The organism is Shewanella sp. HL-SH5 (assembly GCF_051163755.1).
GTDB lineage: Bacteria > Pseudomonadota > Gammaproteobacteria > Enterobacterales > Shewanellaceae > Shewanella > Shewanella glacialimarina.
Genome location: NZ_CP195038.1, coordinates 869,288 through 887,870, shown reverse-complemented (window position 1 = coordinate 887,870; position 18,583 = coordinate 869,288). Strand labels below are relative to the sequence as shown.

Below are 18,583 nucleotides of genomic sequence, written 5' to 3'. Positions count from 1 at the left end.
AGGGTATTGTCTCTGCCTGGGTAATATTAACGAAACTTGCACAAAGGCTAGCCACAAGGCCCGACAACAGGTAAAATATCGCGCTATTTTTACTATAGGTTACCGGCGAGCAGTGATGAGTAAAAAACTTCATATTAAAACCTGGGGCTGTCAAATGAATGAGTATGACTCATCTAAGATGGCTGATTTATTAGACGAATATCAAGGCTATACCTTGACCGAAGATCCAAGTGAAGCAGATATATTACTGCTTAATACTTGTTCTATTCGCGAAAAAGCGCAGGAGAAGGTTTTCCATCAATTAGGCAGATGGAAAACCTTGAAAGATAAAAACCCGAATTTAATTATCGGCGTGGGCGGCTGCGTGGCTTCACAAGAAGGTAAAGCCATTAAAGATCGCGCTCAATGCGTGGATATTATTTTTGGCCCACAAACCTTACATCGCCTTCCCGACATGATTGATCAAATTCAACGTGGCGAGAAAGCGGTTATCGATATCAGTTTTCCTGAAATTGAAAAATTTGACCGTTTACCCGAGCCTCGCGCTGATGGACCAACGGCTTTCGTGTCAATTATGGAAGGTTGTAGCAAGTATTGTTCATTCTGCGTGGTGCCATACACCCGCGGCGAAGAAGTCAGTCGCCCTGTCGATGATGTCATTCTAGAAATTGCGCAATTAGCTGAACAAGGCGTACGTGAAGTTAACCTTTTAGGCCAAAACGTTAACGCGTTTCGTGGTGCAACCCATGACGACCAAATTTGTACCTTTGCTGAGTTACTGCGCTTAGTCGCCAGTATTGATGGTATTGATCGTATTCGTTTTACGACAAGCCATCCTATTGAGTTCACCCAAGATATTATTGATGTTTATCAAGATACGCCTGAATTAGTTAGCTTTCTTCATTTACCGGTGCAATCAGGATCTGATCGCATCTTAACTCAAATGAAGCGCGGCCACATGGCAATCGAATATAAGTCTATTATTCGTCGCTTACGTAAAGCCCGCCCTGATATTCATATCAGCTCAGACTTTATTATTGGCTTCCCAGGTGAAACTGAACAAGACTTTGAAGACACGATGAAGTTAATTGAAGATGTGAGTTTCGATCACAGCTTTAGTTTTATTTATAGTGCTCGTCCAGGTACACCTGCTGCAGATTTGCCAGACAACGTATCAGATGAAGAGAAAAAACAGCGTCTAGCTATTTTACAAGACCGTATCACCCAGCAAGCCATGCGCTATAGCCGTCAAATGTTAGGCACAGTGCAACGGGTATTAGTCGAAGGCCCGTCGGTTAAAAACCCAATGGAATTACGTGGTCGTACTGAAAACAATCGTGTGGTTAACTTTGAAGCGCCACATTCAAGCATTGGTGGTTTTGTCGATGTCGAGATTGTTGATGTTTACACTAACTCTTTACGCGGTAAATTTGTTCGCGGTGAAGCTGAAATGGACTTACGCAGAAACCTACGCCCTGCTGAAATTTTAGCTAAGCATAAACTAGATGATGAAATAGGTGTGACCCAATTTAAACCTTAAGGCAGGTTTAAGCGTATCAAGATAAAATAAAAGGTGGCTGGTCCACCTTTTATTTTTTGTTTCTATTTATGCAGGACGCTAGAATTAATTCCAGTACCTACGTACACTGTTTTTAAATGATCAGCACAGCAATTAACGGAGCCTTATTTGTCGACTAAAGTGACTACCATGAATTTGTATCTGGAACCCTCAGATACACGCCGTTTAACTTCATTATGCGGCCCATTTGACGATAATATTAAACAGTTAGAGCGCCGTTTGGGTGTTGAGATTATTCATAAAAATAATCACTTCACTATTGTTGGTCTACCGCGTAATGCCTTTAACGCTAATAATATTCTCAAGCAACTCTATATTGAAACTCAAACCGTAAAAGGTAGTACCCCTGACTTAGAGCCAGACAGGGTGCACTTGGCTATCCAAGAAGCGGTCGCACTAGAGGCCGATGATGGCCTGAATGATTCTGGTATTAGTATCAAAACTAAACGCGGTGTCATCAAGCCTCGTACCCCAAATCAAAGCGTGTATATGCATAACATTACTCGCCATGATATTAGCTTTGGTGTTGGACCAGCCGGTACAGGTAAAACATATTTAGCAGTAGCTGCAGCTGTGGATGCCTATGAGCGCCAAGAAGTGCGCCGTATTTTACTCACCCGCCCCGCGGTTGAAGCTGGTGAGAAACTGGGTTTTTTACCCGGTGACTTAAGTCAAAAAGTCGACCCTTATCTGCGCCCACTTTACGATGCATTATTTGAAATGATGGGCTTTGAGAAAGTAGAAAAACTGATTGAGCGTAGCGTAATTGAAGTTGCCCCCTTAGCCTACATGCGTGGTCGCACATTAAATGATGCCTTTATTATTTTGGATGAAAGCCAAAATACTACGGTAGAGCAAATGAAAATGTTCTTAACCCGTATTGGTTTTAATTCTCGTGCGGTGATAACCGGCGATATTACTCAATCAGACTTACCCCGCGGTCAAAAATCAGGCCTACGTCATGCAATAGAAGTATTAAGTGAAGTGCCTGAAATCAGCTTTAACTTTTTTATGGCTCAAGATGTTGTTCGTCATCCGATTGTTGCCAGCATAGTTGAAGCCTATGAAGCATTCGAGCAAAAAGAGCAGCTTGAGAAAGCGGCTAAAGAAAAAGCTTACCAAGAGCGGGAACAAAAACGGCAACTTGCAGCCCAAGAAAGTGTGAGCATGACGAAATGAGCAAGATCAATTTAGATTTAGATCTGCAAATTGCGGTTGAAGCAAACAATTTGCCTACTCAAGCGCAGTTTGAATCATGGGTGCGCATCGCTGTGGGTCAAACAATGCCTGCAGTAGAGCTAACCATCCGTCTTGTGGAAGTGAGCGAAAGTCAGCATTTAAATCATACATACCGTGGCAAAGACAAACCAACTAACGTATTGTCTTTTCCATTTGAAGCGCCTGCTGAAATTGATCTGCCACTATTGGGTGATTTAATCATCTGTGTTGATGTGGTAGAAAAAGAAGCACAACAGCAAGATAAATCCCTAGAAGCCCACTGGGCTCATATGGTGATACATGGCTGCTTGCATTTACTAGGTTATGACCATATTATCGATGAAGAAGCTGAGGAAATGGAATCTTTAGAGACCCAACTCCTTGAACATTTAGGTTTTACAGACCCCTATAAGGAAGCATAAATAAATAGATTTTCAGGCACAAGATAACATCGATGCCCAATTATCTATTTAGTTAAATATTATGAGTGACGATATCCCCCCGAGTACAAACGCCTATAAGAAAAGTTGGTTCGATAAATTTAACCAATTATTCCAGGGCGAACCTCAAAATCGCGAAGACTTAGTAGACGTGATAGATGGCGCAGAGCTGCGCGACTTAATCACTGAAGACACCCGCGAAATGATTAAAGGTGTGTTAGAGGTCTCTGACCTACGCGTGCGAGACATTATGATCCCACGCTCACAAATTGTTACTCTGCAAATTGATTCTACGGTAGATGAGCTTCTTGAAACCGTTATTGCATCTGCTCACTCTCGTTTCCCTGTTGTAAATGAAGATAAAGACCATATTGAAGGTATCTTGTTAGCCAAAGATTTGCTTAAATATGGTTTCAAAAATTCAGATGTACCTTTCACATTGTCTCAAGTTATCCGCCCTGCCGTAGTTGTACCTGAAAGTAAGCGGGTTGATGTGTTACTCAAAGAGTTCCGCTCACAGCGCTACCATATGGCAATCGTTGTCGATGAATATGGCGGCGTATCAGGCCTTGTGACCATTGAAGATATTCTTGAAGAAATTGTTGGCGAAATTGAAGATGAATTTGATCACAGTTCAGTGGAAGACACTGAGGTGAAAAAAATCAGTAATACGGTATTCATTGTTAAAGCATTAACTGAAATTGATGATTTCAACGAAGCCTGTGGTACCCACTTCAGCGATGAAGAGTTTGACACCGTTGGCGGATTAGTTTCGCACGCTTTTGGTCACTTACCAGAGCGAAACGAAACCATTATGATTGATAATATTGAATTTAAAGTGACTAATGCTGACACTCGCCGTTTGATCCAATTAAGGGTAAAACTGCCTGACTCTGACAGTATTAACGACGATAACTAATTTTATTAATTAAAAATCTAACATCAATAAAGCAGCTTTAATGTTAATTAAGCTGCTTTTTTATTTTATCCATTTTAAAATCCGCTGTCGTAGCAAGTTAATGGCTTTATAGCCTAATGGCTCATGGCATAATACGCATCTACATGATGCCACTTAACCCCAAACTGCATTGTTAAAATAAAGCGATCAATAAGGCGAGTTGTGTTTAAAAAATTATTACCTCAAAGCCAATTAAGTTTAATCACCTTAATCAGTGCGTTTGCTGCTGGTGCAAGTACCTCTTTATCTTTTGCACCCTATAATGTTTGGCCACTTATGCCGTTGGCACTGGCTTTTGCATTATGGCAAAGTCAGCAGTTAATCGGCAAACATGCCTTTCGCTATTGGCTTAGCTTCGGTTTTGGTACCTTTGCCGTCGGGATCAGTTGGGTGCACGTCAGCATGGCCACGTTTGGTGGGCTGCCCTTAATAGTTTCATTAGCATTAATGGCTATTTTGTCGCTCTATCTTGGGCTTTACCCAGCATTAGCGGGTTACTTACTCAATAAAATTATTACCCCACAGTCGGCATCTACCCATTATGGTGTGCTGACATTTAAATATTTAGGCTTGTTTCCAGCGTTATGGATAGTCACAGAGTGGCTTCGCGGCTGGGTATTAACCGGTTTTCCATGGCTATGGGTTGGTTATAGTCAAACCAATGGGCCATTAAGTGAATTAGCCAGTGTTATTGGGGCGCTTGGACTCAGTTTTGTGCTGGCGATAATCGCTGGCGCTGTCATGCTAGCAACACAAAAACGGGTATTGCCAGTTCTTACTGTCTTATCTGTTGTCATTATTGCCGCAATCATCACGCCACATATCAACCCAATTACCCCAAGTGGAAAATCAGTCAAGGTAGCATTAGTACAGGGTAATATCGCCCAAAGCATGAAGTGGGAGCCGGATGCATTATGGCCAACCATGCTCAAATTTATGGATTTAACTCGCAATCATTTTGACGAAAAATCGAGTGTTGATATTGTGATTTGGCCTGAGGCCGCAATCCCTGCACCAGAAGCCATGGTTGAAGACTTGTTAGTTAATGCTAACCAAGTAGCTAACTTAAACAACACTGCCATTATTACCGGTATAATTAGTCGAGAAGAACAGAGTTTTTATAACTCTTTAATCGTCTTAGGCAATCATCACGGCAAGCAACAACCTAGTGCTGACTATCAAATTAACGGTGATAATGAATTCAGAAAACATCATTTATTGCCTATAGGGGAGTTTGTCCCTTTTGCAGAATTATTAAGACCATTAGCGCCTTTTTTCAATCTGCCAATGAGCTCTTTTCAACGGGGTGATTTTATTCAGCCAAACTTATCTGCTGCAGGATATAAAGTGGCTCCAGCGATTTGCTATGAAATTGTTTTTCCAGAACAGGTCAGAGCCAATACTCAAACCGATACTGACTTTATACTTACTGTATCAAATGATGCTTGGTTTGGTACCTCAAATGGTCCATTGCAGCATATGGAAATTGCGCAAATGCGTGCAATTGAAATGGGTAAACCTTTACTCAGGGCAACCAATAATGGCGTCACCGCAGTAGTTGACCCTTATGGTAAAATTGTCGACATCCTGCCTCAATTTGAAACAGCTGTATTGGTTAATGACGTTGCGCTTTATCAAGGTGAAACTTGGTTCAAACGTATTGGACAAACACCATTACTGACTCTTTGCTGCTTATTTTTATTATTCGCACTGGGGTTAAGATATCGAGGATTAACACATCAAGACAGCAAAGATGTCACTGAATAGAATCGCGACAGGAGCGCCCCCATCACTTAAACAGGGCTTTACTTTAATTGAGTTGGTAGTGGTGATTTTAATTTTAGCTATTTTAGCCGTTGTCGCATTACCAAAATTTATTAATTTAGGATCAGATGCCCGAGCCAGTACCCTATCGGGCTTATCCTCAGCGGTGAAAACCGCCAACACTCTTGTGTATGCCAAATCGAAACTTCCTAGCCTACAAGTTCAGCCTGTCAGCGGTCGAGCTGATTTAATCGATATCGATTTAGAGGGTGACGGTATTTTTGAAACCCGCTTAAAATGGGGCTATTTGGATAATACTGACATTGAGAAATGGATTAGCCTTGATAGTCGCTTGAGCATTCAATATCAGGGCATAGCCAACACCTATATAGGTTATGACATAGATAAAAATGGTCAAGTCATTAATGATAACTGTTACTTCCGCTATACCCAGGCCGCCAATGCTGATACTCCCCCTTTATATTCTGTACAATTAAGCGGCTGCTAAAAAGCTATAACGTTACACAATACGGCTATTGAATATTCCTGTTGAAGATTGCGGTTAAACATTGCTATTAAAAATTTACAAAAATATTGCAGCTTAACATTACAAAAACTCACTCTATAGATTTTCCCATCCATATTATGGGGTTTTTTCATTCACAATAATGAACCTAAAAACTCGCCCCTGCGTATAGTTAACAATTATGAAACATTATGGGGTGTAAAAATGCAACTTTCAGAAATAAAAAATGCTATCGAACTACAACCATTACAGCCAACCATCATCAGCTATGCTGACTCGAACCATTATCTGTTAGGTGTTAAAGATAGCAGTGGTAACTTTCGCAGTGCACGCAGTAAAGATGGAAAAAGGCTAAGCCTTAATTCAATTAAAGAAGCAGAAGAACTGCTTAAACTGCAAGGGATCCGTTACGTCATTATAGAAATCCAAACCGCATATGATGAAATGATCGGTAATAGTAGCTCCAGTAATTGTCAATATAGGGTTAATTTTTAAAACGACAGTCGATACTCGACTGTCATTAGAAAATCAACACTTAAGGCGACAAGGGTTCTCGAGAGAACGTATCGTGGTCACAGTTAGGACAATCTGGTATCACGCCAGGAAAGTCGATTGTCATTTGATGGTTGCAGTTGTCACAGGTCAATACGCCTTGATTAATAATCTCTCCAGATTTATAGCAACCATGATGCTTAAAATCTTGCTGTAATTCGTGCCATTGCACCTGGCTTCTGTCAGTTATGCTACTTAACCATTGCCATAAGGTATTTTTCAAATGCAATTGCTGTTGGGCTATAACTAATATCGTCGGCATTTTCCCCTTTTAAAAAGCTGGCAATATCACGCTTTAAAAATTCTTCTACCAAAGCCAGCTCTTGTTCATCGGCTGTAGATTTGAGCTGTAAATAGTTTTTTCCTTTAGTAATAGATTTAAACAAACTTTTAGCAGTCAATGAGTTATCCTGCTCAAACTGCTGTTTCACTTGGTCAATTAATGCCTGATATAAGGCCAATAATGCTGTACTTCTTCCACTCATATTAAATACTCCTTAAGACGAACCTTTTTAAAGCATCACTTCTAGTTTATTCTATGTAGTTATTCATCAGGCGAATGCGCGTTAGATCATACAATACGCGCAAATCCAACAGTGGGCGGCATGGCCGAAAATAGATTGATGCAAGAACAATATAATCCTTTAGAAATTGAAGCCTTAGTGCAAAAGCACTGGCAAGACCAAAAAACCTTCGAAGTGACTGAAGATGAGACTAAAGAGAAGTTTTACTGCCTCTCTATGTTCCCTTATCCGTCAGGTCGCCTTCACATGGGACACGTCCGTAACTACACCATAGGTGATGTTGTCGCTCGTTACCAACGTTTGCAAGGAAAAAATGTTCTGCAGCCTATTGGTTGGGATTCTTTCGGCCTGCCTGCGGAAAATGCAGCGATTAATAATAAAACCTCGCCAGCTCCATGGACCTATGAAAATATTGAGTACATGAAGAACCAGCTCAAATTATTAGGTTTTGGTTATGACTGGAGTCGTGAAATTGCCACATGTACCCCTGAGTACTATCGCTGGGAACAGTGGTTTTTCACTAAGCTGTATGAAAAAGGTTTAGTGTACAAAAAAACCTCATCAGTAAACTGGTGTCCAAATGACGAAACCGTACTGGCAAACGAGCAAGTACAAGACGGTTGTTGTTGGCGCTGTGACACTGAAGTCGTGCAAAAAGAAATTCCACAGTGGTTTATTAAAATCACTGACTACGCAGAAGAATTATTAAACGATATCGATACGCTTGATGGTTGGCCTGAGCAAGTTAAAGCTATGCAACGTAACTGGATTGGCCGCAGTGAAGGGATTGAAATGACCTTCCAGGTGGAAAATAGCCAGCAAAGTTTCGATATTTATACCACTCGCCCAGATACTGTAATGGGTGTGACTTATGTGGCTATTGCTGCAGGTCATCCTTTAGCTGTTCAAGCCGCTGTGAATAACCCAGCTTTAGCAGAGTTCATTGAAGAATGTAAAAATGCTGACACCACTGAAGCCGCTATGGCTTCAATGGAGAAAAAAGGTGTGGCAACAGGCTTAAACGCTGTGCATCCAATCAGTGGCAAACTTGTGCCTATTTGGGTCGCTAACTTTGTGTTAATGAACTACGGCACTGGTGCAGTCATGTCAGTTCCAGCACATGATCAGCGTGATTATGAATTTGCTAAAAAGTTTGGTTTAGCTATTGAAGCGGTTATTAAACCTGTTGATGGCGACGTTGATATCAGTAAAGAAGCCTTCACTGAAAAAGGTGTCGTGTTTAATTCTGGCGCGTCTTTCCCAGCACTTGACGGCTTAGATTTTAAAGCGGCTTTTGAAGCTATTAACGCCAAGCTAAGCGCTGAAGGCAAAGGTAAACTCCAAGTTAACTTCCGCTTACGTGACTGGGGGGTTTCTCGCCAACGTTACTGGGGCGCGCCCATTCCAATGGTGACCTTAGAAGATGGCACAGTTATGCCAACACCAGAAGATCAACTGCCTGTTATTCTGCCAGAAGATGTGGTGATGGACGGTATTCAAAGTCCAATTAAAGCCGATAAAGCCTGGGCTGAAACCACCATTAATGGTCAAACTGCCTGGCGTGAAACCGATACCTTCGACACCTTTATGGAGTCATCTTGGTATTATGCTCGCTACTGTAGCCCGCATGCAGACCAAATGCTTGACCCTGCCAAAGCCAACTACTGGCTGCCGGTAGATCAATATATTGGTGGTATTGAGCATGCGTGTATGCACCTATTGTATTTCCGCTTTTTCCATAAGCTGTTGCGCGATATGGGCTTGGTTAACTCGAACGAGCCAGCTAAGCAATTGCTGACTCAAGGTATGGTATTAGCTGACGCTTACTACTACAACAACGAGAAAGGCGCCCGAGTATGGGTATCGCCGCTTGATGTTGCTGAACTTGAAAAAGACGACAAAGGTCGCGTCATCAAAGCTATCGACAAAGACGGTAATGAGTTGGTTTACACCGGCATGAGCAAAATGTCGAAGTCAAAAAACAATGGTATCGATCCGCAAATCATGGTTGAAAAGTACGGTGCTGATACCGTCCGTTTATTCATGATGTTCGCTTCACCTCCAGAATTGACCCTCGAATGGCAAGAATCTGGCGTAGAAGGTGCACACCGCTTTATCAAGCGTTTTTGGAAACTGGCCAGCGATCATATCGCAGCTGGCACAACAGAAGCGTTAGATGTTAAAGCACTGAGCGGCAGCCAAAAGGCACTGCGCCGTGAACTGCATAAAACCATTGCTAAAGTCAGTGATGATATTGGTCGTCGTCAAATGTTCAATACCGCTGTTGCAGCCGTTATGGAATTGATGAATCATCTATTAAAAGCGCCACAAGAGTCCGCTCAAGATCGCGCATTAATGGCTGAAGCTTTATCCGCAGTCACACGTTTATTGTACCCAATCGTGCCGCACATCAGTTTTAATCTATGGAAAGAGCTTGGCAATAGCAGCGATATCGAAGATAGCCGCTGGCCAGAAGTTGATGAGTCAGCCCTTGTTGAAGACAGCAAACTGATTATTGTGCAAATTAACGGTAAGTTACGTGCAAAAATCACTGTCGCAGCAGATGCAACTCAAGAACAAGTTCAAGCACTCGCGATGGAAGATGAGCATGTACAAAAACACTCTGAAGGACTGACTGTCCGTAAAGTGATTTATGTACCGGGTAAATTGCTTAATATTGTTGCTAACTAGTATGTTGTTGCCAGTCTAAACTTGGCAAATAACAGGTAGGGTAAAGTCTACCGAACACTAATGAGTAACTTGCCCATCTTATGCTAACCAGCATAAGATGGGCATTCATTATTACCGCCATGGTTGCCATGGATATAAAGGATGTCGATAACACTTATGTTGGCAAAACGTATTGGCTTAGCGTTACTCTTTTTTGTGCTAATTGCCACCGCAGGTTGTGGCTTTAAATTACAGCGCAGTTACTCGATTCCGGTTGAATTACAACAATTACACCTCAGTAGTAGTGACCAATATAGCGAACTAACCCGCTTAGTGGGCGACAGGCTACGTATTAATCGTGTCACACTGGTAGCAGCTGCAGAAGATACGCCTACGCTAAGACTTGTCAGTGATTCATTAGAGCGTGCAACCCTCTCCCTTTACCCTACGGGCAATGTCGCTGAGTATGAGTTAATTTACTTGGTCAACTATACTGTGATGTTACCTGAGCAAGAACCAACAGAATTCCAAGCTGAAATACGACGAGACTACCAGGACGATCCCCGAACAGCATTAGCTAAAAGCCGCGAAATGGAAATATTAACCCGTGAGATGCGTGCCCAAGCCGCCGACAGCATTATTCAAACACTTGCATCTATCGGTAGTGAATAAATGCGGGTTTATCCAGACCAGCTAAAAACTCATCTGCAGAAACTTCCCCAAGTGTGTTTATTATTTGGTGATGATTTATGGTTGATTGAAGACAGTAAAAGACAAATTATTGCCGCCGCCAAAAAACAAGGCTTTGATGAGCGAGTACAGCTTAGTCAAGAAACAGGTTTTAACTGGGGAGAGTTAATTCAAGAATGGCAATCGATGAGCTTGTTTGCCAGTAGACGGATTATCGAACTTAATTTACCTAATGGTAAGCCTGGTACTGACGGTGCTAATGCGTTCCAAATATTATTACAACAACTAAATCCAGATATTCTGTTAATCATTCAAGGTCCCAAAGCAGGCGTTGAACAAACTAACAGCAAGTGGTTTAAGTCACTAGATAGCCAAGGATTATATATTCCTTGTGCCACCCCTGAAGGTAAACAGTTTGAGCGCTGGTTAGACAATCGCATTCAGCAGCATAAATTAACCATACATCATGACGCCAAAGCAATGATGTTTAATTTGTTTGAAGGTAATTTACTCGCCGCCGAACAAGCGATGCAAATTTTGCAACTGGTCAGCCCAAATGACAACATTACCCCAGAGCAACTGACTGACTATTTTGAAGACCAATCACGCTTCAGTGTGTTCCAGCTTACCGACGCTATTTTGAGTAATCATCAAAAGCAAGCTCAGCATATGTTGGCACAGCTGCAAGGTGAAGGTACAGCCATGCCTATTTTAATGTGGGCAATTTTTAAAGAAATAACCCTATTACTTAATTTGAAACTAGCCCAATCACAGGGTGAGCAACTCAGTCAATTGTGGGGTAAATATCGAATTTGGGATAAACGAAAACCCCTTTATCAAGCTGCATTAACGCGTTTAGAGCTTCACCATATTGAACATATGTTGGGTTTGGCATCAACATTAGAGCTCAACCTTAAACAGCATGGTATTGAAGATTGGGTGGGTATGAGCCATTTGTGTATTCTTTTTGATCCGCGGGCACACAATCGTTTAGCCCATATAGAATTAAGCTAGACCTAGGATTAAACATGCGAATAGGTATTTTAGGCGGCACCTTCGACCCTATCCATTTAGGCCATATTCGCCCTGCACTAGAAGTGAAACAGCAATTACACTTGGACAAAGTGTGGCTGATGCCAAATCATATTCCGCCCCATAAGCAATCCACTAATGTTAGCAGCAAACACCGACTTGCCATGGTAGAAGATGTTTGCCAGCAATTCAGTGATCTTGAGGTCTGTGACATTGAAATTAACCGTGATAGCCCTTCATATACTGTCGTGAGCCTACAGAATTTACAGCACACTTATCCGCAGCATCAGTTTTATTTTATTATGGGAATGGATTCATTTTTACACTTACCTAGCTGGCATCTATGGCAAACATTATTTAATCATTGCCATATCGTGCTATGCCAACGTCCCGGCTGGCAACTTGACACCTGTAATTCAATGCAGCAAGTACTTGATAGCAAATCAATTAACCATGTCGATTATGTACAACAATTAACATCTCATCAAACACCACCCACACATGGTGCAGTCATTCCAGTCGCTATCGCTTTACAGAATATTTCTTCAACCGATGTACGTCACAAGCTACACAACAATCAGCCAGTCAATGAACTTATTATGCCTTCTACGCTTAGCTACATTCAGCAACATAAGTTATACCTTTGTTAAATAACCAATCACCAAAACAAATCTAAATAGGATTAAAGCTGTTTGTCGCGCCCTGATTGCAATATGGATCAGCATAAACACCTTTGCTTAATTGCTTCCGTGGGATGAAATTGAGTATAATGCTCCGTTAATTTTGACTAGTGAGGTAATTCGCGTGCAAAGCACCGAACTGAAAGATTTCGTCGTCGATAAAATCGAAGACTTAAAAGCAAAAAACATCGTTGTATTAGATGTTAAAAAACAATCAACTATCACTGATACTATGGTGATTTGTACTGGTACATCTAAAACACACGTTCGCTCTATTGGTGAACATCTTGTTGTTGAAGCCAAAAAAGCTGGCATGCAACCTCTTGGTGTAGAAGGCCGTGACAGCAGCGAATGGGTATTAGTAGACCTAGGTGAAGTGATTGTTCATGTGATGCAAGAGCAAACTCGTGAATATTACGAGCTTGAAAAATTGTGGTCGAACAATAACGCCTAATGAAGTTACAACTGATTGCCGTAGGCACAAAAATGCCCGACTGGGTTACCCGAGGTTTTGAAGAATATCAGCGTCGTTTCCCCCGGGATATGCCGCTAGAATTAGTCGAAATCACTGCGGGTAAACGGGGCAAGAATGCTGATATCGCTCGAATTTTGCAAAAAGAAGGCGAAGCAATGCTAGCCGCTGTTGCAAAAGGCAATCATATTGTGAGCTTAGATTTGCCCGGTAAAAATTGGACAACACCTGATTTAGCTGAACAAATGACAAAGTGGCAATTAGATGGACGAGATGTAAGTTTATTGATTGGTGGGCCAGAAGGACTTGCCCCAGCCTGCAAGGCCGCAGCAGATCAAAGCTGGTGTTTGTCAGCCCTAACATTACCACATCCACTCGTGCGTATCTTAATTGGTGAAAGCCTCTATCGCGCCTGGAGCATCAATAATAATCATCCTTATCATCGCGAGTAATAGGGTGTGAGTTCATTAAAAGACATTTATGGTTGTTGACACCGCAACACGATAAAAGCGACGCTAACCTTTTCGCTATTTACCCGCTGGAGACTTAAGTGCCGCCAAAGAAGCGCATCACAATGCATGACCACGCCGCCGAGGCTTCGTTATTCAAACGCCGTGCATTGTTCACTTTTTTTGCGTGTTCATTTTACTCAGTATAGTATTTTTTAATCTGTATCAATTACAGGTGGTTTCTTACAAAGATTATGAAACCCGCTCCAACGATAACCGTATTAGAGTTGTCCCCACCGCGCCCAGTCGCGGACTTATTTTTGACCGACACGGTCAGCTACTCGCAGAAAACCAACCTTATCACTCTCTTGAAATGATCCCTGAGCGAATTGACGATCTTGATGCCACTTTTGATCAACTCAATGCTGTGGTTGAGATATCTCAAGAAGAACGTGAACAAATTAAAGACACCCTTAAGTTTCATCGGCGCTTTAAACCGCTCACCATTAAGGGAAAGTTGACCGAAGAGCAAGTAGCCGCTTTTTCAGTTGATCAACACATGTTTCCCGGTATTTATGTTGAAGCAGGGTTAAAACGTAACTACCCCTACAATAGCCTCATGACACATGTTCTAGGTTATGTTGGTAGGATTAACACCAGTGATAAAGCACTGTTAGAAAAAAGTAATAGCTGGAAGAATTATGCGGCGACTAACGATATTGGCAAACAAGGTATCGAAAAGTTCTATGAGACTTTACTCCATGGACTGCCAGGACATTTAGAAGAGGAAGTGAATAACCGTGGCCGAGTTATTCGCACCTTGAGAGTCACTCCGCCGACACCTGGGCAGGATATATATCTCACGCTTGATTTAAAACTCCAACAAAAAGCAATGGAGTTGCTAGCGGGTAGACGGGGGTCAGTGGTTGCCATCGATCCTCAAGACGGTGGTATTTTAGCTATGGTGTCTAGCCCAAGTTATGACGCAAATTTATTTGTCCATGGTATTAGTAGTCAAGGGTATAGTGAGTTACTGAATGATAAATCTCGGCCATTAATAAACCGTGCCACCCAGGGACAATATTCCCCAGCATCCACTATTAAGCCATTAGTTGCACTCCTTGGTTTAGAAGAACGCGCAATAAGTGAGAAAACACGGGTTTGGGATCCTGGCTTTTGGCAAATTCCTGGCGTTGAACGCAAATGGCGCGATTGGAAAAAATGGGGCCATGGATGGGTTGATGTTTATCATGCCATTGTTGATTCATGCGATATCTTTTTCTACGACCTAGTTTATAAAGTCGGTATCGATAAAATGGCCAGTTTTATGTCGCAATTTGGTTTTGGTGAAAGAACCAATATCGATATATATGAAGAAGTCGCAGGCATTATGCCATCACGTGACTGGAAACGCTTACGTTACAACCAAGCCTGGTATATTGGCGACACGATTTCTGTTGGTATTGGTCAAGGATACTGGACCAGTACGCCATTACAACTCGCTAGTTCTACAGCAATTTTGGCCAATAAAGGTCGTCGTTTTACGCCACATTTATTGAAAACCTTTAAAGATGACAAGGTCAAAATTGATGCGCCAATAGATGAACAGCCACCGATTGAGCTTAAAAACCCTAGAAATTGGGACATTATTAACGAAGCTATGCGTCAAACTGCTGATAAATCAAGATTTACCGATGCGACGTACACAGCTGCAATGAAAACAGGCACGGCCCAGGTATTCTCGGTCGGTCAGGATGAAAAGTATAATGCTGATACTATTGCCGAGCATTTACGCGACAATGCACTCATTGTTGCCTACGCCCCCTATGAGAATCCACGCATCGCCTTAGCCGTTGTGCTTGAAAATGCGGGTTGGGGGGGAGCTAATGCCGGCCCCTTAGCGCGCGCCTTACTGGACGAATATATCCTGAGGGATGAATGGACTGTACCTAGCGACACACTAACAGATACCGCTACAGCGCCTGCAAATGAGCAACCAAATGAATAGCCATCATAGTCACGGTCATCATCACAAAAAAAATATTTGGCAAAAGCTGCATATTGACTTGCCGCTATTGTCAGGTCTGTTGATATTAATGGCTTTTGGATTATTCGTTATTTATTCAGCCAGTGGCGAAAGCATGGCGATGATGGAACGTCAGTTAGTGCGAATGGGGTTATCTTTATTCATCATGCTTGCCATGGCACAAATAAATCCCGAAGCATTAAAACGCTGGGCGCTACCTATTTATGTCGCGGGTATTATTTTATTATTAGGGGTAGATTTTTTTGGCACCATTAATAAAGGAGCGCAGCGCTGGTTAAATCTTGGCTTTATGGAATTTCAACCTTCAGAACTTATTAAACTTGCCTTCCCCATTACCATGGCATGGTATATCAGTAAATTTCCCTTACCGCCTAAAAAACGCCACCTTGCAGGTGGGGCAATCATCCTATTAATTCCAACGCTACTGATCGCCAAGCAACCAGACTTAGGCACCTCAATTTTAGTCGCTGCTTCAGGGGTGTTTGTATTGTTTTTATCGGGCATGAGCTGGTTAATAGTGGGTGCTATTATCATTGCCGGACTGATTTTTTTGCCGATTTTATGGTTCTTTTTAATGCACGACTATCAGCGTACTCGTGTGCTGACATTATTCGACCCGGAGAAAGATCCCTTAGGTGCGGGTTATCATATTATTCAATCTAAAATAGCCATTGGCTCAGGCGGATTTTGGGGCAAGGGTTGGCTAAATGGCTCTCAGTCACAGTTGGAGTTTTTACCCGAAAGACACACCGACTTTATCTTTGGCGTTATTGGTGAAGAATTTGGTTTAATGGGCAGTTTATTGCTATTGAGTATTTATCTGTTCATTATTGGCCGTGGTCTAGTCATAGCCTCACGGGCGCAAACCAGTTTTGCACGCTTATTAGCCGGCAGTATTACACTCACATTCTTTGTATATATCTTTGTTAACATAGGCATGGTTTCAGGCATTCTGCCTGTAGTAGGCGTGCCTTTACCGCTAGTCAGCTATGGCGGTACATCTATGATGACGCTGATGACAGGCTTTGGCATTTTAATGAGTATTCAAACTCATAGACGATTTATTGATCGATAGGAAGGTGTAATGAAATTATCTACCCGTTTATTTAGCGCGATCACCTTAGTCGTATCGACACATATTGGTATCGCCTCGGCGGCGACAGATGTCGACGCCTTAAAAAAGCAGTTTATGGCAGAGCAAATTAAACAAGGCTTTAGTCAACAAGAAATTGAAGCATTTTTAAATGAGTCGACTTATACCCAAGAAGTGATTGATGCCATAACCAAACCCTGGGAAGCAAAACCTTGGCACCAGTATTATCCTATTTTTCTCACCGAAAAACGCTTGGCCAAAGGGCTAGAGTTTTGGCATGAAAATGCCGATACCATAGCCAAAGCTGCCGATAAATTTAATGTTGACCCGCAAATCATTGTCGCCATCATAGGTATTGAAACATTTTACGGTGGTTACATGGGTAACTATCGCGTGCAAGATGCCCTGTACACTTTAGGCTTTTACTATGCCCCAAGGGCCACTTTTTTTAGAAGTGAATACGGTAACTTGATGTCACTCATTAAGGAAGAAAAACTCGACAATGCCAGCTTGAAAGGCTCGTATGCCGGCGCGATGGGGTTTGGTCAGTTTATTCCATCTAGTTATCGCCATTACTCAGTCGACTTCAGTGGCGATGGCCGCAGAGACTTACTCACGAGTAAAGCAGATGCGATTGGCAGTGTAGCCAATTATTTTCATCAACATGGTTGGCAAAGAGGAGCTCCTGTAGCCTTACCGCTAAATCATACCGATAATAAGGCGCCAAAAGCCAGAGTATGGACTAAAGAGAGATTGCATTATCGAGCCTCAGATATTTTGGCTCCGACATTAAGCTTGGCATCGGCGCAGGACATTGATGTTTCTCAGCAAGCGCTATTAGTAAAATTAGAACAACCCGAAGCAGACGAATACTGGTTGGGACTTAAAAACTTTTATGTTATCACCCGTTATAATCGCAGCCCGCTTTATGCAATGGCGGTTTACCAATTTAGCGAACAATTAAAAGCCCAATACAATGCAAAATAAACTCTATCTAAGTACCATTGTCATGATGACTATATTGCTTATGGCGGCATGTTCATCAAAACCAGATAACAAAAAAGGCAGTGTAGGGGCAAGTAGCCAATCGGGTCGTTACCAAATGGCGGATGACCGCTATCCTGATAATGCGCCAGATGTCAGCAAAGTTAAAAATGCGGTGCCCAAATACGAAGCATACACCCGCCAAGGCAATCGTAATTACACTGTTTTAGGCAAAAGCTATAAAGTACTGCCTACAGGTAAAGGCTTTTCCGAAACCGGTCACGCATCATGGTATGGGGCTAAATTTCATGGCCACTTAACCTCAAATGGTGAAACATATGACATGTATACCATGTCAGCAGCACATAAAAACTTACCGCTGCCAAGTTACGTTAAAGTCACTAACCTTGAAAATAATAAACAAATTATTGTGAGGGTAAATGATCGCGGACCTTTCCATAATGGCCGCGTCATTGACTTGTCCTATGCCGGTGCTTATCACCTAGATATGTTGGCAAAAGGCACAGCCAAAGTAAAAATCGAAGTCATTCATATTGAATCAAATGACCAGCGAGGCATATCTGAGGCGACCAGCAACGAAATTCATTACATTCAAGTCGCAGCATCCAAAGACAAACTACGTGTGAATGCCCTAGCCAAAGAACTCGAAAATAAATACGGCGTTTCATCTCGAATAGTATCAAGGGATGGTATACATCGAGTTCAATTAGGCCCAATTGGTAAAATTTACTTAACCAATAAACTATTAGACAACCTACATAGCCAAGGTTACCCACAAAGCTTTATTGTCCCTTAATTTATCTAGTAATTTACTCGATTAAGGAACCTTAATGCAATTTGGTTGACTAATAGTGGCACGACTAATGTTATAATCTTTTTTATTG

General features: G+C 42.0%; 16 protein-coding genes and 2 pseudogenes. 17 read left to right on the top strand and 1 reads right to left on the bottom strand.

The genetic code is table 11. The features are described 5' to 3' along the window. The first annotated feature begins 115 nt into the window (after positions 1–115). From miaB to ACRWQM_RS03705, 7 genes are all read left to right on the top strand, one after another. Positions 116–1,540 carry a tRNA (N6-isopentenyl adenosine(37)-C2)-methylthiotransferase MiaB gene (gene miaB / locus ACRWQM_RS03735; protein WP_434926964.1) on the top strand — a complete coding sequence of 475 codons (1,425 nt, stop codon included), beginning with the start codon at positions 116–118 and terminating at the stop codon, positions 1,538–1,540. Positions 1,541–1,687: 147 nt separating this feature from the next. Continuing rightward, positions 1,688–2,758, top strand: coding sequence for a PhoH family protein (locus ACRWQM_RS03730; RefSeq protein WP_434931316.1), 1,071 nt, complete (start codon positions 1,688–1,690; stop codon positions 2,756–2,758). Beyond that, positions 2,755–3,219: an rRNA maturation RNase YbeY gene (gene ybeY / locus ACRWQM_RS03725; RefSeq protein ID WP_434926966.1), complete on the top strand. Its 465-nt coding sequence runs from the start codon at positions 2,755–2,757 to the stop codon at positions 3,217–3,219. Before ACRWQM_RS03730 ends, ybeY begins: the two co-directional genes overlap by 4 nt. Positions 3,220–3,280: 61 nt before the next feature. Next, positions 3,281–4,156, top strand: coding sequence for a CNNM family magnesium/cobalt transport protein CorC (gene corC / locus ACRWQM_RS03720; protein WP_434931315.1), 876 nt, complete (start codon positions 3,281–3,283; stop codon positions 4,154–4,156). Positions 4,157–4,357: 201 nt separating this feature from the next. Beyond that, positions 4,358–5,962, top strand: a complete 1,605-nt coding sequence (gene lnt, locus ACRWQM_RS03715; RefSeq protein WP_434931314.1) for an apolipoprotein N-acyltransferase — start codon at positions 4,358–4,360, stop codon at positions 5,960–5,962. Then, entirely contained in the window at positions 5,949–6,467 is a 519-nt protein-coding gene (locus ACRWQM_RS03710) for a type II secretion system protein (protein WP_434931313.1), read from the top strand. Before lnt ends, ACRWQM_RS03710 begins: the two co-directional genes overlap by 14 nt. Positions 6,468–6,689: 222 nt before the next feature. Continuing rightward, positions 6,690–6,980, top strand: a complete 291-nt coding sequence (locus ACRWQM_RS03705) for a DUF6482 family protein (protein ID WP_434926970.1) — start codon at positions 6,690–6,692, stop codon at positions 6,978–6,980. Positions 6,981–7,020: 40 nt separating this feature from the next. Here ACRWQM_RS03705 and ACRWQM_RS03700 read toward each other — a convergent pair. After that, positions 7,021–7,522 (bottom strand): annotated as a pseudogene (locus ACRWQM_RS03700) (zinc ribbon-containing protein). A gap of 138 nt (positions 7,523–7,660) precedes the next feature. Between ACRWQM_RS03700 and leuS the strand changes: the two are divergent. The 10 genes and pseudogenes from leuS to ACRWQM_RS03650 all read left to right on the top strand — a co-directional run bounded on the left by leuS (position 7,661) and on the right by ACRWQM_RS03650 (position 18,495). Continuing rightward, positions 7,661–10,252 carry a leucine--tRNA ligase gene (gene leuS, locus ACRWQM_RS03695; RefSeq protein ID WP_434931973.1) on the top strand — a complete coding sequence of 864 codons (2,592 nt, stop codon included), beginning with the start codon at positions 7,661–7,663 and terminating at the stop codon, positions 10,250–10,252. Between the two features lie 156 nt (positions 10,253–10,408). Next, positions 10,409–10,903, top strand: coding sequence for an LPS assembly lipoprotein LptE (lptE, locus tag ACRWQM_RS03690; protein ID WP_434929116.1), 495 nt, complete (start codon positions 10,409–10,411; stop codon positions 10,901–10,903). Continuing rightward, positions 10,904–11,935: a DNA polymerase III subunit delta gene (gene holA / locus ACRWQM_RS03685; RefSeq protein WP_434926972.1), complete on the top strand. Its 1,032-nt coding sequence runs from the start codon at positions 10,904–10,906 to the stop codon at positions 11,933–11,935. It abuts the gene before it with no gap. Between the two features lie 14 nt (positions 11,936–11,949). Then, positions 11,950–12,603, top strand: coding sequence for a nicotinate-nucleotide adenylyltransferase (gene nadD / locus ACRWQM_RS03680; RefSeq protein ID WP_434931312.1), 654 nt, complete (start codon positions 11,950–11,952; stop codon positions 12,601–12,603). A gap of 154 nt (positions 12,604–12,757) precedes the next feature. Beyond that, positions 12,758–13,087 (top strand): ribosome silencing factor, encoded by a 330-nt coding sequence (gene rsfS / locus ACRWQM_RS03675; RefSeq protein WP_226413721.1) that lies wholly within the window; start codon positions 12,758–12,760, stop codon positions 13,085–13,087. After that, a complete protein-coding gene (gene rlmH / locus ACRWQM_RS03670; protein ID WP_226413719.1) occupies positions 13,087–13,557 on the top strand; it encodes a 23S rRNA (pseudouridine(1915)-N(3))-methyltransferase RlmH in 471 nt (156 codons plus the stop codon). Before rsfS ends, rlmH begins: the two co-directional genes overlap by 1 nt. Before the next feature lie 98 nt (positions 13,558–13,655). Continuing rightward, positions 13,656–15,562 (top strand): annotated as a pseudogene (gene mrdA, locus ACRWQM_RS03665) (penicillin-binding protein 2). Continuing rightward, positions 15,555–16,676, top strand: a complete 1,122-nt coding sequence (gene rodA, locus ACRWQM_RS03660; RefSeq protein WP_434926974.1) for a rod shape-determining protein RodA — start codon at positions 15,555–15,557, stop codon at positions 16,674–16,676. Before mrdA ends, rodA begins: the two are co-directional and overlap by 8 nt. Before the next feature lie 9 nt (positions 16,677–16,685). Further along, a complete protein-coding gene (gene mltB, locus ACRWQM_RS03655) occupies positions 16,686–17,681 on the top strand; it encodes a lytic murein transglycosylase B (RefSeq protein WP_434931311.1) in 996 nt (331 codons plus the stop codon). Further along, on the top strand, positions 17,671–18,495 hold the full coding sequence (locus ACRWQM_RS03650) for a septal ring lytic transglycosylase RlpA family protein (RefSeq protein ID WP_434931310.1): 825 nt from the start codon (positions 17,671–17,673) through the stop codon (positions 18,493–18,495). The genes mltB and ACRWQM_RS03650 overlap by 11 nt, the downstream gene beginning before the upstream one ends. Positions 18,496–18,583 lie beyond the last annotated feature (88 nt).

Excerpts from the sequence above, each read along its gene's own strand:
- ACRWQM_RS03710 (WP_434931313.1), top strand. The coding sequence starts at position 5,949 with ATGTCACTGAATAGAATCGCGACAGGAGCGCCCCCATCACTTAAACAG.
- ACRWQM_RS03650 (WP_434931310.1), top strand. The coding sequence starts at position 17,671 with ATGCAAAATAAACTCTATCTAAGTACCATTGTCATGATGACTATATTG.
- ybeY (WP_434926966.1), top strand. The coding sequence starts at position 2,755 with ATGAGCAAGATCAATTTAGATTTAGATCTGCAAATTGCGGTTGAAGCA.
- corC (WP_434931315.1), top strand. The coding sequence starts at position 3,281 with ATGAGTGACGATATCCCCCCGAGTACAAACGCCTATAAGAAAAGTTGG.
- leuS (WP_434931973.1), top strand. The coding sequence starts at position 7,661 with ATGCAAGAACAATATAATCCTTTAGAAATTGAAGCCTTAGTGCAAAAG.
- nadD (WP_434931312.1), top strand. The coding sequence starts at position 11,950 with ATGCGAATAGGTATTTTAGGCGGCACCTTCGACCCTATCCATTTAGGC.
- holA (WP_434926972.1), top strand. The coding sequence starts at position 10,904 with ATGCGGGTTTATCCAGACCAGCTAAAAACTCATCTGCAGAAACTTCCC.
- mltB (WP_434931311.1), top strand. The coding sequence starts at position 16,686 with ATGAAATTATCTACCCGTTTATTTAGCGCGATCACCTTAGTCGTATCG.
- rlmH (WP_226413719.1), top strand. The coding sequence starts at position 13,087 with ATGAAGTTACAACTGATTGCCGTAGGCACAAAAATGCCCGACTGGGTT.
- miaB (WP_434926964.1), top strand. The coding sequence starts at position 116 with ATGAGTAAAAAACTTCATATTAAAACCTGGGGCTGTCAAATGAATGAG.
- rodA (WP_434926974.1), top strand. The coding sequence starts at position 15,555 with ATGAATAGCCATCATAGTCACGGTCATCATCACAAAAAAAATATTTGG.
- lptE (WP_434929116.1), top strand. The coding sequence starts at position 10,409 with ATGTTGGCAAAACGTATTGGCTTAGCGTTACTCTTTTTTGTGCTAATT.
- ACRWQM_RS03705 (WP_434926970.1), top strand. The coding sequence starts at position 6,690 with ATGCAACTTTCAGAAATAAAAAATGCTATCGAACTACAACCATTACAG.